This is a genomic window from Prevotella sp. oral taxon 306 str. F0472 (assembly GCF_000257925.1).
In the GTDB taxonomy this organism is placed as follows: Bacteria; Bacteroidota; Bacteroidia; order Bacteroidales; family Bacteroidaceae; genus Prevotella; species Prevotella vespertina.
The window spans coordinates 90584-117146 of sequence record NZ_AJIN01000009.1 but is presented as its reverse complement, the minus strand read 5'-3'; the positions used below and the strand labels follow the sequence as shown (position 1 = coordinate 117146).

Genomic DNA, 26563 nt, shown 5'->3' with positions numbered 1-26563 from the left:
ATTGATTCTTTCATGTTTAACTGATGATAAACACTATTCTATTTCCCGATTATCTCCTGCATTTCTTGCCTCACCTCGGCAGCCGTAACAGTATGCAATGAGCCTTCTTCCACCTCCAACAGGCAATCAGCAAAGCGCACAGCCAATTCCAAATCATGTGTAGAAAGCACGATGAGTTTATCTTTCTCATGCGCCATGGAGCGTAACAACTGAAAGGTCTCTGCCTTAGAAGGGAAATCAAGAAAGGCAGTTGGCTCATCAAGGAGTATGATGGGCGTTTCTTGTGCAAGTGCCTTTGCAATCATCACCTTTTGTCGCTCGCCATCAGAAAGCGTCTGAATCATCCTATCCCGAAGTGGTTCTATCCCCACAGAGCGGATAGCATCATTAACAACTGCACAATCTCTAGCGCGCAACTTACCAAAGAAACCTGTGTAAGGGGAACGCCCCAACCCGATAACTTCTGCCACTGTCAGATTCTGCACATCAGGTTTCTGTGTCAGAACAATGCTTATCTTTCGTGCCAATGCTTGCTGTGTAAAGGTCTCTATGCCTTGCCCATCTAATAGCAGGTTGCCCGATAGCTTTGGAAGAAAGCCTGTCAACGTCTTTAGGAGCGTAGACTTACCGATACCATTCCGACCTATTAAGCAATGTAATTGACCGCTTTGCAACTCTACATTCACGTCAGAAACGAGTGCTTGCGAAGCCGTATAGCCTACTGAGAGATGTGACAGGGAGATCTTCATAACACCGTCAGACAAAGAACATCACCAGCACTTGGGCTATGATCACACGAATAAACATACCCAAAGGATAAACGGTTGCATAACTGATGTTGCTTGTTTCGCCATTAACGGTATCGTTGGCATAACCCAATGCCATTGGGTTTGCCATCGAGCCACATAGGATTCCACAGATAGTACCAAAGTCGAACTTCTTCATGCGGAGCGCAACAACACCCACAATGATCACTGGCAGTACCGTAAGGACAAATCCCAAGCCTATCCAAAGTAAGCCTTCTGGACGCACAACCGTTGCTAAGAAGTCCTTACCTGCATCCAAACCGAGGCATGCAAGATAAAGGGCTAGTCCTAACTTACGCAACATCAACGATGCACTACGGGTGGCGTAAGCGATGAAGTGGAAACGAGGACCGAACGCACCGATGAGGATTCCCATGATAATAGGACCTCCTGCAATCCCTAAATGGATGGGCGAATCCATACCCGGGAGCGTGAATGGGATTGTTCCTAACGCCAAACCGAGCAGCATACCAAGGAAGATAATAGCCAAGTTAGGCTCATTGAGCGTCTTAACAGAGTTGCCCAAGAACTTCTCTGCATGGTCGATTGCTTCTGGCTGACCCACTAATGTGAGGCGATCACCATAGCGCAAGACAAGATCTTCCGTCGCCAAGAGCTTGATATCACTACGGAGAACACGACTAACATTGACGTTATAAGCATCACGAAGGTGCAACTGACCAAGTCGCTTACCATTCAGAACGCTCTTTGACAATACTATCACACGGCTCTCCACCTTAGAGTCTAGGTGGTTCCAGTCCACTTGTTCCTTATTCAAGTCACGCTCCACACGCTTACCAAAGAGCAATTCCATCGCTGGTACTTCCTCTTTCTTCGTTGCCACAAGGAGGTTATCATTCGTCTTGAGTTCGGTTGTGCCCTTCGGTACAATCACTTCATCACCACGCCAAATGCGGGAGATAATAAACTTGCGATGCGTGCCCTGTGCTATGTCTGCAATGTTCTTACCATTGATAGCAGGGTTGACTACAACGAATTGACCAATAAAGGTATGGTCGTCGCTGCTACTACTCTTCACCTCCAAATCGCTGGGTTTGACAAAGAACTTACGGATGAATATCATTGCAAAGATAACACCTACAACACCGAGTGGATAGGTAACAGCCGTTGCCAAAGCTGCTCTAGCACCGCTCACACCGACATGCTGCAACGCTTGCTGACCCGCACCGAGAGCCGGCGTATTCGTGGTTGCACCGCAAAGAATACCTATCATATCCGACATGGGCACCTTCATGATATACGTAAGGGCTATTGCCATTGCCGTACCAAGAATGATGACCGCCAGAGACCAGATATTAAACGAGGTTCCCTCATGCCTGAAGGAACCAAAGAAGTTAGGTCCCACGTGCAAGCCTAAGGTATAAACGAAGATAACCAAGCCGAACGTCTCACAATAGTTGAGCATTTGGTCGTCTACCTTCAAGCCGAGACTTCCCACAGCGATACCAAAGAAGAATACAAAGGCAACGCCTAACGAGATACCAGCAAACTTTATCTTACCCAAGCCGAGACCAACAGCACAAATGAGCGATATAACTACTACGCCTTGAAGCGCTGAAGGAATGGAGAAGAGTCCATTGATCCAATCCATATTATCGTTGTTTAGTTGTTATCCTTTATAATAATCCTAAGTATTGCTCCAAAGGGATTCCCCTGTTCTTATCCTCGTTATCCTTATTACGATCTATCAGTGCGTAAACGCCATCCATCGCCTTTTGTGTACTAGGGATGAGCAGTTCGCCATCCAGCAAGTGACCAATAAGAATAGCTGAGAAGATATCGCCTGTCCCTGGGAAATGGACGGGGATTTCGGTATAAGGGAGACTGAAATACTTATCTGTTACATGATTATACCCCGCTACGGAAGGCGTACCATCAATAAGAATGGAGGTGATTAATGCCGACTTCGTTCCTATCAAACGCAAGTCATCGAGCAAACGCTTCGCCTCATCGAAGTCTACTCCATCTGTATTAAACTTGCTCGATGTGAGGTAACAAGCCTCCGTGTAATTAGGGAAAGTGAGGTCGGCAACGCTTATCATCTCACGCATTGAGTTGATAGTGGCAGCCGTCACACCATTATAGAGCTTCCCTTCATCGCCCATTATCGGGTCAACAAAGATGGTTGTGCCCCGTGCAGCTTGCTCACGACAATAGGCTGAAACTAATTGCGCCTGACGTTCTGATGCGATAAAGCCCGTCGCTATCGCATCGAAACTGAAACCTAATTCCTTCCAAACAGGGAATACATCCTTGATATAATCAGTTGTCTCTAAGATCTTAAACTTACCATAGTCGAGCGTATTTGAGACCAATGCCGTAGGAAGGTTATACACCGGATGCCCCAAATAAGACAAGATAGGCAGCATTGCGGCTGTAGCCACTTTGCCATATCCTGCCATGTCATTGATAAGAAGTATATGTTTCTTACTCATTAATTATGTTGGTTAATGGACTACAAAGGTAGTGTAAACCGCATGAACGGCAAAATAAAAACCCCATAAATAACGTGTTGACACGAGTTGACGAGTGTATGAGGTGACAAGTGAACAAGTGGTTAGTTCCGTTGGAGAGGCTACCCAACACGCCCCCTAAAAGTTATAGCTAACAGCTAAGAAGATGCCATGCATGCACTTCTTCTTCGGATAGAAGTCATTGAATCGGACGTTGTCATAGACCAGATTGCGCCGCAGGGCATACGTATCAAGAGTAGAGAACTTATAGCCAGTCCAAATGCTCATATCACCAACATCAACACTCAGTCCCAGCTTGTAATCGAAGGCATACCACGTACCCTTACTCGTATGGACATTCACCACATCCTTTGGTAGGTTGTAATTACCCAACAAGTCAACAAAGACATTACCCAAAGGGATATTCATCATAAAGCCTGGTTCGGCAAATAACTTCAGCTTCGCATCAGCTATCTTCAATACAGTTGGAGACACAAGACGCAGCGAAGGACGAAGGAAGAAGTCCTCCGCTTCTCTATAGTCTGACGAGACTATCCATCCATTGCCTTCGGGAACTCCATGATAAGAAACCTGCTTCCACATTCCCACCGATGCACCCACGCCTACATAAGGGGTAAACATTCGATGATAGGAAAAATCTACTTGCCAAGTGCCTTGTAAGGTTAGTTCGCCCCCTAAGGCGGTACTGTTCTTATTAAACAAGTCATTGTCTTGGGCACTCGCGACTAGCACGGAGCCTAACAAATAGAGTAACGTTAGAATCTTCTTCATCATATTTTGTCGAATTAAGTCAGGTGCAAAGGTAAACAAATAATACCTATTTCTATTTCATCATACCCTACTTAATGACCATACTACCGCTCTGCCCATCGTTTCTAACGTGTTTCCACTTCGATTATAACCCTTTCGAGGATGGTTTCTAATCTGCGTTCAGCTTGTTATTCCCCTACCTCCGAGTTGCCACGCACGTGTGTTCCGTTCGTTACGCACGTATGTTTCAATCGCTATACACGTATGAGTCATTCGTTACACACGTGTGAGTCATTCGTTACACACGTGTGAGTCATTCGTTATACGCCTATGTTTCATCTCTTATATACGTGTGTTTTATTCGTCTCATCATGAAGAGACACAAGTTTCATCGTGATGAGACATAAGTTTCATCATGATGAGACACAGACTTCACCATGGTGAAGATAACAAAACATACGTGAGAAAAAGATGCAAAGCATAGGAGAAAGCAATCGAAGACAGGCGAGAAACGAAAGGGAATCGTATTACGCAAGGTGGGGATACGGGGGAGAAAGAACAACAAGAAAGGGCAACGGGCGAGAGGGAACAAGGCGGTTGCGGGAAATGAAACAGCCCGCTACCAAAGGGTAACGGGCTGCTTATATATATATAAGGTGTAAACCTTATCTGTTTTTGACCTATTGATTATGCCTCTACAGGAGCTTCTGCAAGTTCGTGTGAACGCTTTTCAATCTTCTTACCTAATACGAGGTAAGCAACTGGAGATGCAATGAAGATTGAACTCAAAGTACCGATGATGATACCAATAATCATTGCGAATGAGAAGCTGCGGATGCTATCACCACCGAGGATGAAGATAGATACGAGCACAATCAATGTAGAGACTGACGTATTGATAGTACGTGAGAGGGTCTGGTTGATAGAGTCGTTAAATATCTTCTGAATATCCGCCTTACCGAGTGTGTGCTGATGTTTGCGCAAGTTCTCACGGATACGGTCATATACAACCACCGTATCGTTGATATCGTAACCGATAACGGTCAAGATGGCACCGATAAAGGTCTGGTCGATCTCGAGAGAGAAGCCTATCCATCCATAACATAACGAGAAGCAACCGATAACGATAGTGGTATCGAGGACAAGTCCTACTATTGAACCAACAGAGAAACCGATATTGCGGAATCGTAAGAGAATATAGAGGAAGATGAAGAAGATAGCCAGTAAGACGCTCATGAACGCATTGTAGGTAATGTTCTTTGCGATAGAAGGACCCACCTTTGCGCTCTGGATGATAGAACCACCCTCACGAATGTCTGGATTCTTGAAGTTCGCTACACTTGCCTGACTAACGAAGCCACCCTTCTTCAACGCATTGTAGAGGATAGTCTCTGCTTTGTCGTCTTCCATTGGGTCGTTAGAATCGATGTTATAGTTGGTTGAGATACGAACAGTCTTACCATCTGTACCAAGTGCGATAACACTGGTTGTAGCTGGTTTACCTGCGTTCTCGCCCACTGTGTTGACGAATGCATTAGTCATCACCTTACGTACATCCTCAACCTGTGTTGGCTTATTCAGTGTGACAACATAGTTGCGACCACCAGTGAAGTCGATACTACGGCTCAAACCACGTACTACGAAACTACCGATACATACCAATACTGCAATGCCCCAGACTGCGAATGTAGTCTTATACATTGAGAGGAAGTGGTAGTTCTTATCCTGCATGAAGTTCTTAGAGAAGGCGGTTGTAAATGTCTGATTCAACCACTTATCCTTACCAACGCGGTTCTCGAATACGATACGTGTGAGGAATACGGCGGTGAAGAAAGAGATTACAAGACCGATGATCCATGTTGTTGCGAAACCACGGATAGGACCTGTACCTGTAACAAGGAGGATAACACCTGTGATGAGTGAGGTGAGGTTAGAGTCGAAGATAGCAGAGAATGCGTTACTATAACCTTCCTTCAAGGCTTGCTTCATACCCTTGCCGAGTTTCAGCTCCTCCTTAATACGCTCATAGATAAGCACGTTAGCATCCACGGCTGTACCCAAAGTCAACACGATACCAGCAATACCTGGCATAGTCAATGCCGACTGGAAGGATGCTAGGACACCCAAGGTGAAGAAGAGGTTGGCAAGCAATGCCAAGTTAGCCATCATACCTGGGATGAAGTTATACATCAGAATCATGTAAAGCATGAGCAATACAAAGGCGATTGCAAATGATACAAGACCTTGATGGATAGACTGCGCACCCAATGTAGGACCAACGACTTCCTCCTGTACTATCTTAGCAGGTGCAGGCATACGACCTGACTCCAATGTGTTTGCTAAGTCTTTTGTATCCTCAATCGTGAAGTTACCAGAGATAGATGACTGACCACCTGTAATCTCACCATTTACACGAGGAGCAGAATATACTACGCCATCCAATACGATAGCAATAGCCTTACCAACATTTGCCTTCGTGAGAGCTGCCCACTCACGAGCACCTTCTGAGTTCATGGTCATGCTAACCTCAGGGCGACCAAACTGGTCGAACTGGTCTTTAGCATCTGTAACAACGTCACCTTCCAATGGTGCACGACCGTCAGAGGTTGTGACCTTCAAGGCGTGAAGTGCATATACGTTCTTCTGCTGTAAGCCTTCAGCTGGCTTTGCACTCCAAAGGAGTTTCAAGTTGCTAGGCAATACTTGCTTTGCAAGCTGACTATGGATGAGCTTATTAATAGCGGCTGTGTCACGCACATTTGCATAACCTACGAGGCTCAAGCCTTCGCCTGGCACAGTCTGTAACATTGAGAGTAATGGGTGTTGCTTCTTAGCAGCAGCCAAAGCAGCTGACTCTGTTGATGTGGCAGAGTTCTTACCTGCATTCAATGTTAGTTTAGCCTCTTTGTTAGGCTTTGCAGCCTTCGTAGAATCCTTTGCTGTAGCATCGCTCTTTGAATCACCATTAGCTAAACGCTGGTCGAGCTGGGCTAGGTAAGGAGCAACCTCTTGGCTGTTGTAAGTCTCCCAGAACTCTAGATTAGCTGAACCCTGAAGGAGTTTACGCATACGCTCAGGCTCACGAATACCAGGCATCTCAACCATCAAGCGACCTTCCTGACCTTCCAACTTCTGGATGTTAGGCTGAACTACGCCGTACTGGTCAATACGATTGGTAACAACGTTGTAAGAGTTATCGATGGCTGAAGCAACTTCCTCACGGAGAGCCTTCTCTACATCTGCATCAGAACTCTGTGTTGTAACCTTGCCTTTCAACTGCTGTGTTGCAAAAATTTCTGCCAGCTTATGACCTGGAGCTACCTTGTGGTAAGCATCAACGAAAAGACTGATAAAGTCCTTCTGACTTGTCATCTCTTCCTTCTTTGCCTCCGCCATAGCTTTCTGATAAGCAACATCCTGCTTGTGGTCAGCCAACACGTCAACAACATCAGGTACTGAAATCTCAAGTACAACGTTCATACCACCTTTCAAGTCAAGACCTAGACCGATCTGTGTTTCAAGGCACTTCTGGTAAGAGTAGATACCCAAGTACTTAACAGAATCTTTATAATCCTGTCGCGCAATAGGGTCTTTAATCTCCGCTGCCTTGCTATCGTAGTAGCTTGTCGCCACTGAGAAAGACAGGTAGAAGATACTTGCGAGCGTCAACAAGACTGATACGCAAATTACTAATCCTTTGTTTTGCATTTTATTTGATTGTATTTAATTATAGTTTCGCTACGCTTAATAGACGTGCAAAGATAAGCATTTTCTCACACTTTGGGAAATTTACACCTTATAAATGTGTGCTTTTTAAGGTTTGGGGCGGTATTTGAGCCAACAATAAATGGGATAATGGTCAGATGTAGTCACACTATTGTCGACGTGCGCATCGTATGGCTCAAAGTCGTCAGAACAGAATATATGGTCTATACGGAAGTACATCCCGCTACGATGATAGCTGATTCCAGGACCATTACCACTCGCTACGAAGCAATCTATCAGTTCCTTATCTATGACTCGATGGGTGTAACTTAGTGGGTTATCATTAAAGTCGCCACAGAGTATTACGGGCACTTTCTTATCGAGATATTGCTTAACATAACGTGCCACCATATCTGCTTGTGGGGCACGACGCATTGAGACCTTTCCCAACTTACGCAATAGGTGCACGGACTCTGACTTGGCCTTATTCGTCCGCATATGCCCTTTCACGAGCGACTTAAAGCCCGCTTTATCATCATTGGACAATCCGTTACTCTCAAAATGGTTATTCACAACAAGCGTCTTTGTGCCTTTTATGTCTACCATATAAGCCACACTTTGGTTAGAACTAGAGCCATACGGGATGGTATCTTGCCAAAGAATTGGATAACGACTCAGCAATACCATGTAATCAGCACCGGGCTTCTTCTTCACCATCAACTTGAAGTATGGATAGTGTGCCTTTAGTCTTTTATAGATTCCTCCATTCTTATCACCATCGCCTTGAGCTTCTTGCAAGCAAACCAAATCAGCCTTGCTGTCAATGATATAGTTGACAATTGGGTTGGTCTTAGGATTGGTCTCTTCCCAAGAATCAAACATATAGACATTGTAAGACAGGACTTTAATAGCACCATGGGGCTTATCCTTTGGAAGATTAAACGGGCAATAGATTCGGATAGAGGCAAAACAAAGGATAAAGCCCAATACGGGAAGCCATATTGTACGCAATCTCACAAATGCCCAAAAGACAAGGAAAGCGAAGTTAAACGCAAGGAGTATAGGATATCCCAATCCTAGATTAGCAAGCAGAGGATAATCAACAGGATTCAACCAGTCGATATTGCCAATTAGCAACATCAACAATATAACAAGGATATTACCTACAAAGAGTGCTCTGAATGTGAACTTCTTGAAATTCTTAAGCATCATAAATATACGCTCATAAGTCTCGTTCAGGACATCTGCCCATGCTTATTACAATTACACTTACTTCTTGCTACTATCGAAGAGCTTTTGCTTCTCTGATTTAGAAAGACTATCATAGCCGCTCTTGCGAATCTTGTCTAAGATACGATCTATCTCTTCTTGCTCTCTATGCTTCTGCGCATTATAATCCCAATCACTAGTCTGTGGTGTCGAGTTATGCTGTGAGGAGGTTCCCCAAGAGTTATTATTCCCGTCTGTCCCAACCTTCCCTGTATGCTTTTCCCAGCTATCTTTCATACGATCAAAGAACTGATGTCCTTTGTGCATACCCATATTTCCATATCCTGAATATGGATGTCTCTTCCAATACATAATCAGCAAGAAACCCGTTAAAGCACCTCCCACATGCACTACATGGGCAATATCAGAGCCAGGACTGAACGATGAGAATATCTCAATAGCAATCATACCAGTCACCAACCATTTGGCTTTTATGGGAACAGGAATCGGTATAATGAACATTCGCTCATTAGGGAATAACATTCCAAAAGCTAGCAACAAACCTACGACAGCACCGGATGCTCCAATTGCCATTGTCTGTTGGATATATATAACAGATGGTATGTCAATGCTCACCCCATTCCTCGTCACAGTAATCGTATCCATTACGAAAGGCATACAATACCACGCTAATTCCTGAAGGATACCGCCTCCGATACCACAGATAATGTAATAAAAAAGGAACTTCCTCGGTCCCCATACATGCTCTATGACTGATCCAAACATCCACAACATAAACATGTTCGTGGCAATATGCATAATATTGCCATGCATAAACATACTGGTAAAGAACTGCCAGACGCCGAAGTTAGAAGAACCAATATAGAATAACCCAAAGAGATTATCAAAATCAATACCTATAACTCCAAACACATAAGAAGCAAAAAACACCAAGACGTTTATAATAAGGAGATTTCTTGTGACTATCGGAATATTCAGTATATTACGCATTTGTTAATTTCTTATTGTAAGCCATTATCTTTAAAACGTTGCAAAAATACGAAATAATCCCGTTATTTAGCAGGAAAAGGGAAGGATAAGAGCCTATTTTTATATTTTTCTACACTTTTCCTTCGATTTTACTTGTTATATAAAAGGAATCAACTATATTTGCAGCATAATCGAAAGTATCATTCATAAATTAATCAACAAATAAATCGGAATTATGAACAAGACAGAGTTAATCGAGAAGATTGCGGCTTCTGCTAATCTAAGCAAGGCTGACGCAAAGAAGGCATTAGATGCAACAACTGAAGCAATCAAGGGTGCACTTGTTGAAGGAGATAAGGTTCAGCTCGTAGGCTTCGGCACATTTTCTATCAACGAGCGTCCAGCTCACGAAGGTATCAACCCAGCAACAAAGCAGAAGATTCAGATTCCAGCAAAGAAGGTAGCAAAGTTCAAGGCTGGAGCAGAATTGGCAGATGCTGTTAACAAATAAATTGTAAACTATTTACAATAGTATAAGAGGCGAGCCTTGCAAGGTTCGCCTCTTCGATTGTTTTACTATTCAAGACAAAACAATAAAAGAAATGACATATTCCTCATTGCTTATCATTCCCGTCTCTCAATATCCTAACTAGCTTCCCATTAGGCACATCCCCTCCTAGAGCTACCCTCTCCCTCGGAGAGGGGCTGGGGGGTGAGGCCTGGGCTTGGGGAGGCCTTACCCAACCACCGGTCCAGGATTCTCTTCACTCCCCTCTCCACTCGGAGAGGGGTCGGGGGTGAGGCTTTCTTTTCCTGTTTTCCTAGCAGGATTATCCACTGACACCTCCACGGCATTTGCAGCCTCACGCATCCTATTCTTAGGAGTAAAGACAATCTTCGGTTTCTTCAGCGTGGCGGCTGTTACATCTTTCTGATTGTCCATCATCTTTGGAGGGAAATAAACACGGAGCGAACCAAGGTCGCCAAGATCAACACTAGCACCCATCTTCAATGATCGGCACGCCATCTTACCCAACGTGATAAGCGTGCTCATCACATCACCACGCGAGAGCGATGTCTCGTCCATAATCATGTCGCAAAGTGCATCAAGCGTCATGTGTTGGTTACTCTTGGGCACAGCATAGTACACCGTCTGCCCCTTCTTCTTCCCGATTGTTTGTTTCTTTGATTTTACCTCAAATTCTACCATAGTATCATTCTTTTAAATGGTTGATAATTATGTTATTAAAACTCTTTTTCTATTAGTATTCAACTGTTCGTATGTTACTATGTCTCAAAATCCTATGTACCTCTGTCTCATACAAAAGCCCCACCCCGTTAGGTTGGGGTGAGGCTATACCACGGAAGCGAGAGAACCAAATTAATACACTAGTTTTGAAAGACATTAATTTCACAATTAATATAATCGATTGTCTTATTACAGAACGTTTGAGACCCTGAATCAATCTTAAATGCTCCCGTGGTAAAAAAGAAAGCCGACCCTAAAGGAAGCCTCCCCAAGCCCCTCCGAAGGAGGGGATGTCCATAACCCAACTTACAGGCTCTCTGTCGTTTCAAACTATATCCAATAAGGACATCCCCTCCTTCGGAGGGGCTTGGGGAGGCTTTTTGAGGGGGCTTTTACCCTGCCTGTGGTCCAGTGTGGTCTTCACTCCCCTCTCCTTTCGGAGAGGGGTCGGGGGGGAGGCTTTTTTTCTTCCTAGCAGGATTATCCACCGACACCTCCGCAGCATGAGCAGCCTCACGCATTTTAGCTTTAGGCGTGAAGATAATCTTAGGAGTTTTGAGTGTGGCAGCTGTCACGTCCTTCATGTCGTCCATCATCTTTGGAGGGAAGTAAATGCGGAGCGAACCAAGGTCGCCGAGGTCAACACTGGCACCCATCTTCAATGAGCGACACGCCATCTTACCCAGCGTGATAAGCGTATTCATCACGTCACCGCGCGAGAGCGATGTTTCGTCCATAATCATGTCGCAAAGTGCGTCAAGCGTTATGTGTTGGTTACTCTTGGGAACAGCATAGTACACTGTCTGCCCCTTTTTCTTCCCGATTGTTTGTTTCTTTGATTTTACCTCAAATTCTACCATAGTATTTACTTTTAAATGGTTGATAATTATGTTGTTAAAACTCTTTCTCTATTGGTATTCAACACTTCAAATCAAGGGTGTTTAAAGACTCGTCATCAAGGGTGTTTAACACTGTTGACCAAGGGTGTTAAACACCCTTGACCGTAGGTATTAAACACCCTTGAAGCCCATTGTCTATGTCCTATTTCAATCACCTTACGGCGTTGTCCGAGGTGGAGCTTCTTAGAGGGCGACACCTGTAAAAGGGCAAGCGCACGGACTACTCGAACCCGCCGACCCTGAATCCGCTGACGCGGTTGCGGCTGTTCACGCCGAAGCCACCACTGTTGAAGTTCAGGCTGTACGCGCTGCCGCTGTTCCCTGGGAGAGCACTTGACAACCAATAGTAGCCGGTGACGCCAACGAAGTACAGCTGACCAGAGACGTAGTAACCCAAGGCGGGCAGGTAGAAATATTTGTTTGCATCGGCTGCGGAAGGAAGTGTATGAGATGCTGACCAACTTTGATAGTTTAAGTTAGTTCGCCAATCGATTCCATCGACAGCCGTGTTGGCATTGAATCCGCTTATGTATGCTTTCTTCTTAAACCACATGCCACCTTTATATAAATGACCCATAGTTGTCCATAATTCGTCATTGTCCCAACAAGGATCGCCATTTGCGGCGTACCATGTCATCTCGTTTACGTTAGGAAGACCTGCGCAACTCTGGGTAGCGTCGAAGCGACCTGAACCACCACCCCCGTGGTACCGACGAGAGTCAGTGTAGATCTGGGCGTAGTTTGATGAACTGTTACCATTAAGGGTTGGCTGACCTGCGTTTCCTGGTAAGTGCTTTGTCCATTCGTAACCTTTCCAATATTGTTCCTGTGCGTCCCACATATAGTAATGGTCGCCGTCGTAATCGTGCACGTCAAGGTTGGCAGTGATGTTATAATACTTGTTCTGCTCAAAGTTCTTTGAAGAAAGGACCTTAGTGATAGTTCCCTCAACATTGGTGGCAATATCTTTCACCCAATAACGAATCTTTAAGGTGTGTGTGCCTGGCTTAATTACCATATAAGCACCATTAGTGGCTGCACTGGCTGTGCTATTAGTCAAAGGGAAACCATTAGCATAAGTACCGCTACCACCTAGTTCAACTGTAATCTGCTTGCCAGTGCCCGTTCCTGTGAGTTCGCCTGTTGTTGGGTTGAGGGTGTAAGTATCGGTAATATCATCAGCGGAATTTACCTCTACCTTGGTTAAGTAACATTTGTTCAGAACCGTGTTGCTAGTGCGTGGCAAGAAGAGGAGGTAAGCTGCCTTATGGTCTAAGGTAAAAGCGAACTGCTGTTTACCTGGTACTTTAGTTGCTGTTGCCATTCCGCAATCACCTGCTGCACCGAAGTGAGTGGTTGTGTTTGGCTCTGCTTGGCTTTGGCTGGCAGCGATAACAGCTTGGTCATTGCTACCGCCTTGACCTGGATAATAAACCTCGTATGACGTGTGGGCTGTGTAAGTGCCAGGCACTTTGAACTTAAAGTTATCTGTCTTACCTGTTGGTGAGTTGCTACTTGCGTTCCATGAACCGTTATCGTCCTTTACATAAATCTTATCTCCTTGCTCCCAAAAGAACTTACCGTCGCTCTCCATTGAGGTGCGGGTTGTGGGAGTGCCTGCTGCAAAGGTCGTCAAATTCTTGTCGTCGTTAGGTATTGTTGGGTTCTGTGCTACATCATCGTTCGCGCAAGAACCGATTGTCAAAGCCATGCTGCATAATGCCATCAATGACAAAAGCCCTGACTTGAATGAATGTCTTTTCATTGTTTTCTTCATTTTCTTTGTTTGCTTGTCGTAAGTCTGTACTTACGTTCTTTACTTTGTTAATAACTCTCTGTTAGTCTTCCCATGCTGGGTTTTCTTCTTCCTCTTCTTCAGACAACCATCCTGGTGCTTGCTTTGCATCACCAAAGGTTCCACCTGACTGTGCAGGATTATGCTGACTGGGGAAAGACGTATCCATCAAATTAGTGGTCTCGTTCATTTGGATTATCATGCAACTGGGTGCAGAATAATCCCTTTTAGTTTGTTCTTTTCTCATAACTTTCTTGATTAAAATAGCTGTTATTTCATTCTTATTTTGCTCTAAATCGAGTTCACAAAAGGGCATAAAAAAACGAACAAAGGAAACTCTTGAAAGTCCTTTGTTTACAGGGGTTACGGCACGCTTCGCGCGCGCGTATGAGAGAAGAAAAAATGTGTTATTAGACGCTAGGTGCGAATGTGTGTGTGTGTGTGTGTGTGTGTTAGCAAATTATTTGGATTGACCAAAGATAAAGTGCAAAAAGATGCAAAGAACTTGATAATTCTTTGCAGTACTTCGTTCACTTGATATGTCATTGCTAATTCTTTCACGGCGGCAAAGGTAAGAAGAATAAATTAAAGGAGCAAGGAAAAGAGGAAAAGTCTTCTCTAGGACACCTAAATTTTACTAGAAGTCCTAGAGAAGACTATGCGAAATTAGAGGAACTAGACGCATCACTAGCCATAGTACTTTACATGATTCCAGTCTGCTTATCTTCTTGACGTTCTATTCGCTTTTCAATCTGCTTATAAGCCTTACCCTTCGACAATCGCCACGTAAAGTTAAGCCCTATCATATTACCCAAGTCTCTATTACGTTCTATTTCACTCTTATGTAGATATGCGTTGAGGAGCTGTGACTTATACATTCGTGGATGCTGTTGGAAGACGTGTTGCACATCGAGAGAAAGACTGCAATTCCCCCAACTATAACTTATTGCCAAATAACTAAACGCTCCATTATGCCCTAATCTCTCTCCTTCTAAGAACCTCCAACCATTATCTGCATATCCTTGCAACGTCCATTTACCAAGGTAAGCCTGCACACTTCCACCATAAGTGTAGCTGGTGAGATAATGACGATAAAGACTACAAACATTAAAATAACGGTTAATTCCACCCGTCAATGTCACTGATAAGTGTTCAGGAATAAGCTCATACTTCAAATTATCTTGCACATGGAACAAGCTAATACTCCCCATGTTCTGTTGCGAATAAAGGAACTCATCCGATGCAGTTCGCTCATATCTTGCCATATTACAATGCAAGTTTCGCCGATACTCCATGTACATACTGTTCGACACCCGATCACCATAATAATCTAAACTCATCGTATGTTGAATGACGCGTGAGGGCTTCAAGGCTGGATTACCCACAGTCCATTCACGACTATTATTCCTTATTCGCATATCAGAAACCATTGCGTAAGGCGAAACTCGGCGATAAGTTTGAAAAGCGTAACCCACATTTAGTCCTTTCAGAAGCATATACTTTAATGTAACCTTCGGTCGCAACGTCCAATAATTATAATCATAACTGGCTTGAGAATAGGTTTTGTTTGCCACTCCAACGCCCAGAGAATAACTCAACTGCTGCCACTTTCCTTTTAACTCAGAGAAAAGATAGAGTTCACCAAGGTGCATCTTATTCAGTGCATCAACATCCCCTGTATAATGATTACGCGTGTATTTCTGCATGTGTTGCAAGCCAGCAGAGAGCGTGAAAGGCTCCAATTTGTTTTCATAAATAGCCTCACTCTGAACCGACCAAGTATCTCCATCTACATTATAAGTATAAGGTGTTCCCTCACCCTGCCTCACGTACTTATCCGTGTAGATAGCTGTTCCAACAACGTTCGCCGTTACACTCTGATGATTCCCTAGCTTATGAAAGAAGTAAAGATCGATAACTGGCGTAAAACGACTCGACTTATTCACATCTTGATAAGCCTGTGTTAGCGTCCCATCCATTAATTGATAATCAGAGAAACAACTAGGAGTATTCATTCCAAAGGTCGATAACGTGGCTTGGAAAACATAGGAGGCAGAATCGGCAAGGCTATACTTCATCTGAAGTCGATTACCCAAAGCTCTATCCCTACCAGCCGTTTGCTTACGTGTAACAAGATAATGACTACCATTATTTAATAGGTAATCTGCCGTCTCTGAAGTACGCCCATTACGGAAGTCCCGATAGGAGAAGTTATAAGAAAAGGACAGTTCCGAATTTTTATGATTTAGCTTTGTATAGATGGTATTATCCGTATTCCACGCTGTTAGCGTGTGTGTTAAGTCTACGCCAACGACGTATCCACCTATGTTCCTTTTCGTTTTTATATCAATAACATAAGCTATATTCTCCCCGTATCTGACACCCGGATTATCGATGAAATCAATGTTTTTCACAAGTTTAGGGTCTAAGGAGAGCATTTCCTCCTTATCTATTACAACTCCATTCAGCCTTAACTGCACCGCACCATTATTCATTAAAGCAGTAACAGCATGGCTCACAGGATCTACCCGAACGTGTGGTAACGATAGTTTACTTAGCAAACTATATCCATTCGTGGATGCTTTACGCTGTGTATCAGACGGAATAATCAACAGACCATCCACCTTTGTTAGCACTCGAGCAGCCTCAACAGTAACCTCATTCAGCTGCACCTCCTTCGGTTCTTTTGCATTCTTCACCTCTTCTTGGGCTCCAACTGGTAGCACCAAGAAGCCTAACAGCAATGTACATAATACTTTCTTCATAGCTTGAATATTTTGAATCAAAGGTAATTCCAACACTGTTCAAGTGCAAAAAATAAGACTGACATCTGTCTGACAATAGCTTTTCTCTATTGCCTTTAACACTTCCAAGGATTATTCACCTTATAAGTATTTGAGTCGATAGCCACCTCCCTTCTCTGCCGTAATGGTCAATCCACAATGCTCACTAACAACAGGCTTCAAGCGACGAATCAGTGTGTAAAGTGTCTCACTGGCATCGGGTTTCTTCGGCCAAAGGCTTTCACAAATGGTAATCTTTGATAATTTCATATCACCAGAAGCCATAAACAACTCCATTAACTGGTGCTGCATAGGTGTAAAAGGAATCTCTTTCCCCTGCACATCACGGAAGGAATGCTCTAAAGGGACGTAGGTCATACTTCCAAAAAACATTCTCCCAGCCCCATTCCGACGCCAATAAACAACAGAAAAGAGCATCCATAACATGGCAGATAAGGTGAGGAACAAAGCTAAACGTTGGTCAGATAATCCCCAAATAGTACCAAATGAACAATCAGCATAGCTTTGGAACATCAGAGAATGCCGTCCTTTCTGCCATTGATAACGCTGACTACACAAGGAATAATCGTTCTTTTCGAGTGCATAAGATACAAATGACCGACTCTTCAAGTCCTTTATTCGCAAATGCTCACGGTAGTTTTGTATCGTATCAGGCGTTATCCATGCTTCACGCTTCACTGCAAGTGTCTTCTCCAAAGCCTGATTCATGTCCTGCACAATAGCCGTTTCTGCACAACGATAACTGTTTATGCTCGTACACATAGCTGACAACACCAATAAAAGAAATACTATTACGGAAGAGATAGGTTTCATAAGCAAAGGAATTAAATAACTGAATAACAGGCATAAAAGTATGTGATTCGCAAATATAAGTCTTTTTTTCTTTACCTCCAAATCTATCCAAAGTAAATGTTGCTATATATATAATAGGTGTAACAAACAAGCACACGCAAGTACAGAACACCTATAAAAAGAATCGTTAAGAGTTGCTGATAATACAAAAAAACATTACCTTTGCACGTGTGATTGTCCTATGGTGTAATGGTAGCACTACAGTTTTTGGTTCTGTCAGTGGTGGTTCGAATCCGCCTGGGACAACTCTTTTAGATAAGAGTTCTTTGAATATCAGTACTTTCAAAGAGCCTTATCTCAAGTATAATTAACTAAATCCATTTATTACCTAAAGTAATAACTCGTGAGCTTTCAACTATTGTGTAAGATGTTTATCACAATCTTCTTGAATCAAAATAAGCACATATAAGACTGTTCACACCTATAAGAAAGAAACAAATAACAAGCTCTCTGAATAATTAAGTCACACATTTTTATAACCCTTAAACACCTACAACAATGTCACAAAGATTCTGTTCTAATTGCGGAGCACCTCTTTCTCCTGGTGCAAAACATTGCTCTAGCTGTGGAAATGCTATACCTTCAGAAAATACTGCACAGCCTTATCCACCTGTACAAGATGCGTATCAACGCCCACAATACACCCCACAGCCATCTGGCAATAACGACATGGTCAAAGTCTTAATTGGTATTCTTATCGTCCTTGTCATGGCTGGTATCGGTCTTGGAATATGGCTTTTTGCAGGGAAGAGTAAGGAGCCTGTGTCACAGGAAACTAATGTACAACAAGAGACTATCAAAGAGATGAAGGCTTCAAACGACTCGATGAAGGCTTCATACGACCAACTCAAGAAACAGATAGAAAAGAAGAGTAAGGAACCTGTAAAGGTGCAATATGTTAAAGAAAAGCCTACATCTGTTTCACCATCAGAGGCTACTCGTGTTGTTATCAATGGTGTTGGTGTACGTATGCGCATAGGACCTGGAAAGGAATATGGCTTTTTGCAGTATTATAATGGCAAGGCTTACACAGTATCAAAAGGTACATCTCTACCTTTCTTAGGGGCATACGGCAATTGGTATAAGGTGCTTTTCGAAGACGGGGAATACTATGTTTCAGCCGACTTCGCCTACCTTAGATAATAAAGAACATGATATCTATCCATTAAATAACTGCGGTCGGCAAGAACAAAAGATGCTCTTTCCGACCGTTATAGTATATATCTATCAGGAATAAAGGTTATCATTAGATCATCAAAACATGCTTCTTTGCATTCTTAGGAGGCATGAATAACATACTCAAAAAAGGTTTTATACAAAATGAGAAAGTCAATGTTTATAGGTCTTTTAGCAGCTCTAACAGCTGTTTCTATCGTTTCTTGCGGTGGAAAAAAAGACAAAGAGAACAATAACGAAGGGCAAGGTGCATCCATGAGCGTCAATGCCAATGGGCTTGCTGTTGCTAAAGACGACAAGGCGGCAATAGAAGGTTTACCTTATTCAGGCAATGCTATCAAGGAAGAAGTAGTACTTGATTATGGCAATCGCACCATTCGCACAACGCCAGACACAAGCCTTAGCTTTAAAGATAAGGTCAAAGACAAGAAGAAACTCTTCATTGTTATGTCGAAGAAAGACTATTATCTCTATGTTTACGAGCCACAAGGTAAGGACACAACACTCATTGCTCGCTATGATTGTGCCTTCTCTTTGAAGAAAGGACAAAAGGAGAAAGAGGGCGATATGCGCACTCCGCATTGTACGATAGATAACCCTTTCCAAGTCCAACAGATTGTTTCTGCCTCTAACTGGGAGCATGACTTCGGTGATGGTCGTGGTAAAATCAAGAGTTACGGGGACTATTTTCTACGTCTAAAAACGCCTGGGCACAGTGGAATTGGTATCCATGGAAGTACAAACAACCGTGAGAGTGTACCCGGAAGGGCTAGTGAAGGCTGCATAAGACTAAAGGATGAGGACATAAAAGACCTAGCCGAAAACTATGCAACAGAGGGTATGAAGGTTGTTATCAAGGCTGAAAACGTAGACGATTACCCCTTTGAAATTCATGCAATGAAGCGTCAGAAGATTGAACGTAAGCGTCACTTCGATGCTACAAAGACATTGACCAACGAACAGATAGCAACTGCCACAGCAAAGACTGGACGTGTGAAGACTTCTGATAAGACAGAGCCTAAGGAAGACAAGAAGCCTATCTCAAAAGAAGAATTGCGTATCGGTGGGGGTAAGATTCCTAATGAGAAAGGTGTACACATTGGTGGTGGGAAACTCACTGCACCAGAGAAAAAGTAAGAACATGGGCTTTTTAAGAAAGATTTTCACGTTGTTCTCTGTTGCTTTCTGCCTTAGTATCGAAGCGCAGACACTCCCTTATTCACCCGACAACATCTGCGAGAAACAGGTGGTTGTGCATGGACAGAAAACGACACGGGCACCAGCTGATGTCTCCATATCGCTCGGCGCAGAGAATAAAAACAACTGTTTCATTGTTATATCGAAGAAAGATTACTACTTATATGTTTATGAGAAGAGGTTAGATGACACTATTCTTGTAGCAAGATACGATGCTTGTTTTGCAGTAAACAGGGGTAATAAGACTCGAACAGGCGATATGCGCACTCCGCATTGCACACCTTCTATTCCTTCCTTCAGCATATCACAGATATGTAATGCAGCCTCTTGGAAGCACGACTTCCGTGATGGTCGAGGCAACATATTGGCTTATGGACCTTATTTCCTGCGTTTGAACATAGGGACAGGAAACCGAAGTATAGGCATACATGGCAGTACGAATAACAGAGAGAGTGTACCAGGATTAGCCAGCGAAGGCTGTATAAGACTGAAAGATGAGGATGTTCGCGACCTTCGAAACCGATATGCTTTTGTCGGGATGAAGGTGATTATCAAGGCAGAAGATGTCGACGACTATCCTTATGAGGTACGAGCGATGGAGCAACTGGGCGAACCCCGATTGCGACACTTCCGTCCACAAACAATCAAAACATCAACAACAAACACACAACGTCAGCTTCCGCAAGGCGTACTTATTAAACAATAACAACAATGGTTCTTAACTATATCTGGATTGCATTATTTGTAATTGGCGTCCTCGTGGGCGTTATCAAACTCATATTCATGGGTGATTACGATGCCTTACCAGCAATGATGGACTCCACATTCGAGGCTTCGAAGGTTGGATTTGAAATGACATTAGGACTGACAGGCACACTTACTCTATGGATGGGAATGCTGAAGATTGGCGAAGATAGTGGCTTGGTGCAACGCTTAGCCAACTTTCTTAGTCCCGTACTCACCAAACTCTTCCCTGATATACCTAAGGGGCACCCTGCGTTGGGATCGATATTTATGAACTTCTCTGCCAATATGCTGGGACTTGATAATGCTGCAACTCCTGTGGGACTAAAGGCTATGCAGGAGTTACAAAGCCTTAATCCGAAGAAAGACACAGCAAGTAATCCGATGATAATGTTCCTCGTTTTAAATACTTCTGGTCTAACGATTATCCCCGTATCTATCATGGCTTACAGGGCAAAAGCAGGTGCTGCCGACCCGACAGATGTGTTTATTCCAATGTTACTCGCCACCTTGTGTTCCACACTCGTGGGTCTTTTGGTCACGTCTATATACCAGAAAATCAATCTATTCAATAAGGCTATCCTCACCGCAGCGGCTGTTGTTGCAGCATTGGTAGCAGGACTCTTCACTGCAATTCATGGTATGGATACCGAACAAACGCAGCATTTTTGTCGCATCCTCACCAGTTGCATTATGTTAGGAGCCATCATTCTCTTCATCTATGCAGGCTGGCGGAAGAAGTTGAACGTCTATAACTCATTCATAGAAGGAGCCAAAGGCGGATTCAAAGTGGCGGTTACTCTGATTCCTTATTGCATAGCCATCCTCGCAGCTGTAGGTGTTTTCCGTGCATCAGGAGCACTCGATATGTTTCAAGACACTATCAAAGCGGGTGTAGAAATGCTCGGAATGAATAGCGATTGGGTAAGTACTCTCCCTGTAGCATTGATGAAGCCACTCAGTGGACCGGGTGCGCGAGGGATGATGTTAGAGTGTTTTAACTCATTCGGAGTCGACTCTTTCATCGGACATACAGCCAGTATCTTACAAGGAAGCACAGACACAACCTTCTATATCCTAGCTATTTACTTCGGAAGCGTGGGTATTAAGAAATACAGATATTCAGTGGTTTGTGGTGTCATGGCGGACATTGCAGGTATGGTTGCAGCCGTTCTTTTCAGCTACTTCTTCTTTGCTTAATGTAAGAACACGGCAAAAAAGTAGGAAGAATATTTGATTATAACATACAAAAGTATTACCTTTGCATCGCAATTGTCCTATGGTGTAATGGTAGCACTACAGTTTTTGGTTCTGTCAGTGGTGGTTCGAATCCGCCTGGGACAACGTTAAAATCCGCTGATTCTAGTTGAGTCTGCGGATTTTTTTGATTACACTAACAAACTAAATTACTATCTTTTATGAATTACCTAACAAGTAAACTCAACAAGACTTTTTTGTTTTTAACGATGTTATTAGGCTGTTGTTTGAACTCACAAGCAGGCAATCGTGACTCGTTAGCACTGACTCCTCCAATGGGATTCATGACTTGGAACAAGTATGGAGAGGATATTAACGAGCAATTAATACGACAAATTGCAGACAAGATGGCGGCTGATGGCTATGCAGATGCAGGCTATCAATACATCTTTATTGACGATGCTTGGCAGGGAGGACGTGACAAACGCAATAACATTATACCTGATCCTGTGAAGTTCCCAAGCGGTATGAAGGCTTTAGCTGACTATGTTCATAGTCGTGGATTAAAGCTCGGTATCTATTCAGATGCAGCTCCTTTGACCTGTGCTGGCTATACTGCAAGTTATAACTTTGAGGAACAAGACGCAAAGACCTTCGCTGAGTGGGGAATGGACTACCTGAAATACGACTATTGTCACGCTCCTTCTGATAGTGCAGTTGCCCACGAAAGATACAAACGAATGGGTGATGCGCTGGAGAAATCAGGGCGAAAAATAGCTCTCGGAGTGTGCGAATGGGGACAACTCAACCCCGAACTATGGGCAAGACAGGCTGGTGGTTCGCTGTGGAGAATAAGCTATGACGTGCGAGATATGTGGAAGGACATAGTGAAACAAGGCGGTATGGGCATTTTAGACATCATCGACATCACCGAACCTCTTTACTCTTTTGCTGGCCCGGGACACTGGAATGACATGGACATGCTGATTGTTGGACTTGAAGGAAAAGGCGGTCCGTCAAGCGATTTAGGGGGTATTGGCTGTACATATACGGAGTATCAGACCCAAATGTCTATGTGGTGTATGTTCGCCTCGCCCTTGGCTATGAGTCACGATATACTCAATGAGAATGCTGCAACACGTCGAATCCTACTCAACAAAGAGATTATTGCCATCAACCAAGACGCACTTGGCAAGGCAGCTCGGCTTGTTCAGCGCATTAGAGAGTGCCGTGTTTATCATCGTCAACTGACGAATAACCGACAGGCAATAGCTATTATGAATCCTTCTGACAAAGCTCAACGCATTAGCTTGCCCTTATCTTTCCTTGGCAAGAGTGCCAAATACGACTTTAGAGATGTTTGGGAACACAAGAACACATCGGTTAAGAAAGCATGGGAAGGTAAGTTAGAAGCCCACGAAACAAAAGTATTTGTCGTTACAGAAAAGTAATATTCTGACCATAAGAAAGGCTTGATACAAATTCGTATCAAGCCTTTTTTTATTGCAACAAACACTCATTTAAAATCCATCTTAACCATCTACAGGATTATTACAAGTGCTTTGGAGAAGTATTACAAAGCACTTGGAGAAGTATTACAGAAGTCTTGTAATAATCTGGAGAACCATGAATTGGATTAGAGGACATAAAGGAATGGAGGGATAAACACGATGTTTACCCCTCCACAGTCATATTTCATAATGTTTAGTCAACCTATAAGCGCAAATGAGAGAATTAGATCTTACCCACGAGATCAATGCTTGGCTTCAATGTCTTTGCGCCTCTCGTCCATCTTGCTGGACAAACTTCTCCATCGTGAGTAGCAACAAATTGAGCTGCTTCAACCTTACGCACTAACTCTTCTGCATTGCGTCCTATGCTGTTATCTTGTATCTCTGCAACCTTGATACGGCCTTCTGGATCCACTAAGAATGTGCCACGATAAGCCAAACCCTCATCCTCTTTGTAAACACCAAAGCCACGGCTCAATACGCCTGTTGGGTCAGCAAGCATGGTGTACTTAATCTTCTTGATGCTTTCAGATGCGTCATGCCATGCCTTGTGAACGAAGTGTGTATCGCAACTAACCGAGAATACCTCAACACCCATAGCCTTTAATTGCTCGTACTTATCAGCAAGATCCTCTAACTCAGTAGGACATACGAATGTAAAGTCAGCTGGATAGAAGAAGAACAAAGCCCACTTGCCTTCGATATCCTTGCTTGATACGCTCTTAAACTGTCCGTCTTGGAAGGCTTGAACACTAAATTCTGGTGCTAATGAATTGATGATTGGTTCCATATATGAATATACTTTAATTATGAGAAAATATTTTGTTTTGTGATGCAAAGATAGATTTTCTATTTGTCGTGACCAACTGATTATTTCTATCAGATGATAGAGAAAATCTATAAAGGGCATTAAGAGTATTGAAAATGAAGTACTTACAGCGTGTAAGTAGTCGTCAATAATAATTGAGAATATTGATACCTAAAAATCATGATTATCATTTGTTTTTAGATTTATTACAGGCTAAGTCAATCCGAGTTCGGCTTTTTATTCCTATATTTGTTGCATTCTTTATAGCTCAATAAGACAATGACACTACAGCAATTAGAATATGTTATGGCACTGTATCGGCTCAAACATTTTGCAAAAGCCGCCGATGAGTGCAACGTAACACAGCCTACTCTGAGTTCGATGATACAAAAGTTAGAGAATGAGTTGGGCGTTAAGATCTTCGATAGAAAACAGCAACCCATACAGCCAACAAAGGCTGGTAGGGTGGTGATAGAGCATGCGTGGAAGGTTCTCTCACGTGCAAAGAAACTAAAACAGACGATAGAAGAGGAGCAGAAAACGCTTACGGGAACCTTTGAAGTGGCTGTTTTGCCAACGATAGCACCTTATCTTATCCCACGATTCTTCCCTCAGTTGATGAAAGAACACCCTGAAATGGATGTGAGAATAACGGAGATGAAGACGGATGAAATGTGCCGTGCGATCAGAAAAGGGAATATTGATGCAGGGATATTGGCGCAGGTGAGTGGTTTGGAAGAGATGAATTGCACCACACTCTACCATGAACAGTTCTTGGCTTATGTAGCGAAAGAGGATCCATTGTACGCTTGTAAGTTCATACGACCAGCCGATCTGTCAGGAGAATACCTATGGTTATTGGACGAAGGGCACTGTTTTCGTGATCAACTCGTTAAGTTTTGCCATCTTAAATCGGCTTCATTGAGTAAGAAGAGTTACAATCTCGGGAGCATAGAAACCTTTATGCGCATTGTTGAAAATGGTAAAGGGGTGACGTTTATACCGCAATTAGCATTGCCACAACTCAATGAAGAGCAACGCAAACTGGTGCGTTCTTTTGCCCATCCTGTGCCTTCGCGTGAGATTGTTATGATGACTTCGCCTAACTTCATACGGCATACATTGTTGGAGATGTTGGTGAATCGAATCCGAGAATCAATACCTGAAGAGATGAAGAAATAGAGATTTTGGACTGACGAAAATAGACTTTTAGAAACGAAAAAGGCTGCATCAAATATCCAACAAACGATTGGAAACATTTGATACAGCCTTGTTCTTTATAGATAGAAAATGCGTTCTTGTGAATTACTTGAACTGATTTTCAACGATTTCACTCAATACTTCCTTGATATCTAAGCCTGCTGCACGCACCTGTTGAGGGATGAAACTGGTGGCAGTCATGCCTGGGGTGGTGTTAATCTCAAGCATATTGATAACGTCATTGCCCTCTTTATCCTTCGAGATGATATAGTCAATGCGGATGATACCATTGGCATGAAGGATGTCATAAATGCGACTGGTTTCTGCTGCTACACGCTTTGCAGTGTCGGGATTGATACGTGCTGGGGTTATTTCCTGCACCTGTCCGTTGTATTTCGCATTGTAATCAAAGAACTCATTGCTGGTTACTACTTCCGTAGCAGGGAACACAATGGACTTATCTTTAGTCTTATAAACACCTTGCGAGATCTCTGTTCCATCCAAGAAACCCTCTATCATGACCTCATCACTCTCCATAAATGCAACGCGAAGGGCTGGTGCTAACTGGTCAATGTTCTTTACCTTTGATACACCAAAGCTACTTCCATCAGCGGCGGGCTTAACGAAACAAGGCATACCAAGACGTTTTTCGATTTCCTCCTCATTGTATTCTTCACCGCGACGAAGCAATATGCTGTCTGCAACATTTACCCCGAAACCACGGAGATAATTGTTCAGAACGTACTTATCGAAGGTTAATGCCTCGACTAAAACGCCTGATGTTGAATAAGGAAGGTGTATCAAATCGAAGTAACCTTGCATGATTCCATTCTCACCAGGGGCTCCATGAATGGTAATATACGCATAGTCGAACTCTATGTGTTTACCATTTTCGATAAAAGAAAAGTCGTTCTTATCAATAGGAGCAGATGTCCCATCCTCTAACTCAACGTGCCAATCAATGCCTTTAACATCTACGATATATATATTATAACGTTCCTTGTCAAAGAAAGAATACAATCCTTGTGCTGAATGCATTGATACATCATGTTCTGATGAGTCACCACCACATACGATGGCAATCGTTCGCTTCAAATCTTTCATTATACCTGTTTATTTAGTTCTATCTAACTGTTCCTGTCTTTCTCATTATGTTCTTGAGAGATAGAAACCTGT

22 protein-coding genes and 2 tRNA genes are annotated in these 26563 nt (G+C 43.2%); 9 read left to right on the top strand and 15 right to left on the bottom strand.

The window, feature by feature from the left end:
• Positions 1–38: 38 nt before the first annotated feature.
• The 7 genes from HMPREF9969_RS00725 to HMPREF9969_RS00695 all read right to left on the bottom strand — a co-directional run bounded on the left by HMPREF9969_RS00725 (position 39) and on the right by HMPREF9969_RS00695 (position 9967).
• Positions 39–749, bottom strand: coding sequence for an ABC transporter ATP-binding protein (locus tag HMPREF9969_RS00725; RefSeq protein WP_009434007.1), 711 nt, complete (start codon positions 747–749; stop codon positions 39–41).
• 7 nt (positions 750–756) lie between these two features.
• A complete protein-coding gene (locus HMPREF9969_RS00720) occupies positions 757–2418 on the bottom strand; it encodes a putative transporter (protein WP_009433937.1) in 1662 nt (553 codons plus the stop codon).
• A 25-nt stretch (positions 2419–2443) separates the two neighbouring features.
• Positions 2444–3262 (bottom strand): bifunctional hydroxymethylpyrimidine kinase/phosphomethylpyrimidine kinase, encoded by an 819-nt coding sequence (locus tag HMPREF9969_RS00715; protein ID WP_009434005.1) that lies wholly within the window; start codon positions 3260–3262, stop codon positions 2444–2446.
• Between the two features lie 156 nt (positions 3263–3418).
• A complete protein-coding gene (locus HMPREF9969_RS00710; protein ID WP_050899955.1) occupies positions 3419–4075 on the bottom strand; it encodes a hypothetical protein in 657 nt (218 codons plus the stop codon).
• A 663-nt stretch (positions 4076–4738) separates the two neighbouring features.
• Entirely contained in the window at positions 4739–7759 is a 3021-nt protein-coding gene (secDF, locus tag HMPREF9969_RS00705; protein ID WP_009433981.1) for a protein translocase subunit SecDF, read from the bottom strand.
• A 105-nt stretch (positions 7760–7864) separates the two neighbouring features.
• On the bottom strand, positions 7865–8968 hold the full coding sequence (locus tag HMPREF9969_RS00700) for an endonuclease/exonuclease/phosphatase family protein (RefSeq protein WP_009433992.1): 1104 nt from the start codon (positions 8966–8968) through the stop codon (positions 7865–7867).
• A gap of 57 nt (positions 8969–9025) precedes the next feature.
• A complete protein-coding gene (locus tag HMPREF9969_RS00695) occupies positions 9026–9967 on the bottom strand; it encodes a rhomboid family intramembrane serine protease (RefSeq protein WP_036894507.1) in 942 nt (313 codons plus the stop codon).
• Between the two features lie 223 nt (positions 9968–10190).
• On the opposite strand from HMPREF9969_RS00695, the gene HMPREF9969_RS00690 reads away from it, so the two are divergent.
• Complete coding sequence (locus tag HMPREF9969_RS00690; protein WP_009433913.1) at positions 10191–10466, top strand: HU family DNA-binding protein; 276 nt, start codon at positions 10191–10193, stop codon at positions 10464–10466.
• Between the two features lie 225 nt (positions 10467–10691).
• Here HMPREF9969_RS00690 and HMPREF9969_RS00685 read toward each other — a convergent pair whose 3' ends face one another.
• The 6 genes from HMPREF9969_RS00685 to HMPREF9969_RS00660 all read right to left on the bottom strand — a co-directional run bounded on the left by HMPREF9969_RS00685 (position 10692) and on the right by HMPREF9969_RS00660 (position 17515).
• Positions 10692–11165, bottom strand: coding sequence for an HU family DNA-binding protein (locus HMPREF9969_RS00685; protein WP_009433899.1), 474 nt, complete (start codon positions 11163–11165; stop codon positions 10692–10694).
• Positions 11166–11596: 431 nt separating this feature from the next.
• Positions 11597–12064, bottom strand: a complete 468-nt coding sequence (locus HMPREF9969_RS00680) for an HU family DNA-binding protein (protein WP_009433979.1) — start codon at positions 12062–12064, stop codon at positions 11597–11599.
• A 259-nt stretch (positions 12065–12323) separates the two neighbouring features.
• Positions 12324–13880, bottom strand: a complete 1557-nt coding sequence (locus HMPREF9969_RS00675; protein WP_009433977.1) for a hypothetical protein — start codon at positions 13878–13880, stop codon at positions 12324–12326.
• A gap of 61 nt (positions 13881–13941) precedes the next feature.
• Positions 13942–14145, bottom strand: a complete 204-nt coding sequence (locus tag HMPREF9969_RS00670) for a hypothetical protein (RefSeq protein WP_036894502.1) — start codon at positions 14143–14145, stop codon at positions 13942–13944.
• 454 nt (positions 14146–14599) lie between these two features.
• A complete protein-coding gene (locus tag HMPREF9969_RS00665) occupies positions 14600–16663 on the bottom strand; it encodes a hypothetical protein (RefSeq protein WP_009433922.1) in 2064 nt (687 codons plus the stop codon).
• Positions 16664–16783: 120 nt separating this feature from the next.
• Entirely contained in the window at positions 16784–17515 is a 732-nt protein-coding gene (locus HMPREF9969_RS00660; RefSeq protein WP_036894466.1) for a helix-turn-helix domain-containing protein, read from the bottom strand.
• 214 nt (positions 17516–17729) lie between these two features.
• On the opposite strand from HMPREF9969_RS00660, the gene HMPREF9969_RS00655 reads away from it, so the two are divergent.
• The 7 genes from HMPREF9969_RS00655 to HMPREF9969_RS00625 all read left to right on the top strand — a co-directional run bounded on the left by HMPREF9969_RS00655 (position 17730) and on the right by HMPREF9969_RS00625 (position 23319).
• A tRNA-Gln gene (locus tag HMPREF9969_RS00655) sits at positions 17730–17800 on the top strand.
• A gap of 252 nt (positions 17801–18052) precedes the next feature.
• Positions 18053–18697, top strand: coding sequence for a zinc-ribbon domain-containing protein (locus HMPREF9969_RS00650; protein WP_009433896.1), 645 nt, complete (start codon positions 18053–18055; stop codon positions 18695–18697).
• 177 nt (positions 18698–18874) lie between these two features.
• Positions 18875–19867: a L,D-transpeptidase gene (locus tag HMPREF9969_RS00645; protein ID WP_009433993.1), complete on the top strand. Its 993-nt coding sequence runs from the start codon at positions 18875–18877 to the stop codon at positions 19865–19867.
• Positions 19868–19871: 4 nt separating this feature from the next.
• Positions 19872–20633 carry a L,D-transpeptidase gene (locus tag HMPREF9969_RS00640; RefSeq protein WP_009433919.1) on the top strand — a complete coding sequence of 254 codons (762 nt, stop codon included), beginning with the start codon at positions 19872–19874 and terminating at the stop codon, positions 20631–20633.
• A gap of 5 nt (positions 20634–20638) precedes the next feature.
• Positions 20639–21871: a nucleoside recognition domain-containing protein gene (locus HMPREF9969_RS00635; RefSeq protein WP_009434000.1), complete on the top strand. Its 1233-nt coding sequence runs from the start codon at positions 20639–20641 to the stop codon at positions 21869–21871.
• Between the two features lie 73 nt (positions 21872–21944).
• Positions 21945–22015, top strand: a tRNA-Gln gene (locus tag HMPREF9969_RS00630).
• A gap of 74 nt (positions 22016–22089) precedes the next feature.
• On the top strand, positions 22090–23319 hold the full coding sequence (locus tag HMPREF9969_RS00625) for a glycoside hydrolase family 27 protein (RefSeq protein WP_009433901.1): 1230 nt from the start codon (positions 22090–22092) through the stop codon (positions 23317–23319).
• Positions 23320–23602: 283 nt separating this feature from the next.
• Here the strand turns inward: HMPREF9969_RS00625 and ahpC are convergent, their stop codons facing one another.
• Positions 23603–24169: an alkyl hydroperoxide reductase subunit C gene (gene ahpC / locus HMPREF9969_RS00620; protein WP_009433884.1), complete on the bottom strand. Its 567-nt coding sequence runs from the start codon at positions 24167–24169 to the stop codon at positions 23603–23605.
• A gap of 297 nt (positions 24170–24466) precedes the next feature.
• Between ahpC and HMPREF9969_RS00615 the strand changes: the two genes are divergently transcribed.
• The gene (locus tag HMPREF9969_RS00615) at positions 24467–25369 is read left to right on the top strand and encodes a hydrogen peroxide-inducible genes activator (protein WP_009433878.1); all 903 of its coding nucleotides are present in this window, start codon (positions 24467–24469) and stop codon (positions 25367–25369) included.
• Positions 25370–25492: 123 nt separating this feature from the next.
• Here HMPREF9969_RS00615 and HMPREF9969_RS00610 read toward each other — a convergent pair whose 3' ends face one another.
• Entirely contained in the window at positions 25493–26491 is a 999-nt protein-coding gene (locus HMPREF9969_RS00610; protein WP_009433968.1) for a D-alanine--D-alanine ligase, read from the bottom strand.
• Positions 26492–26563 lie beyond the last annotated feature (72 nt).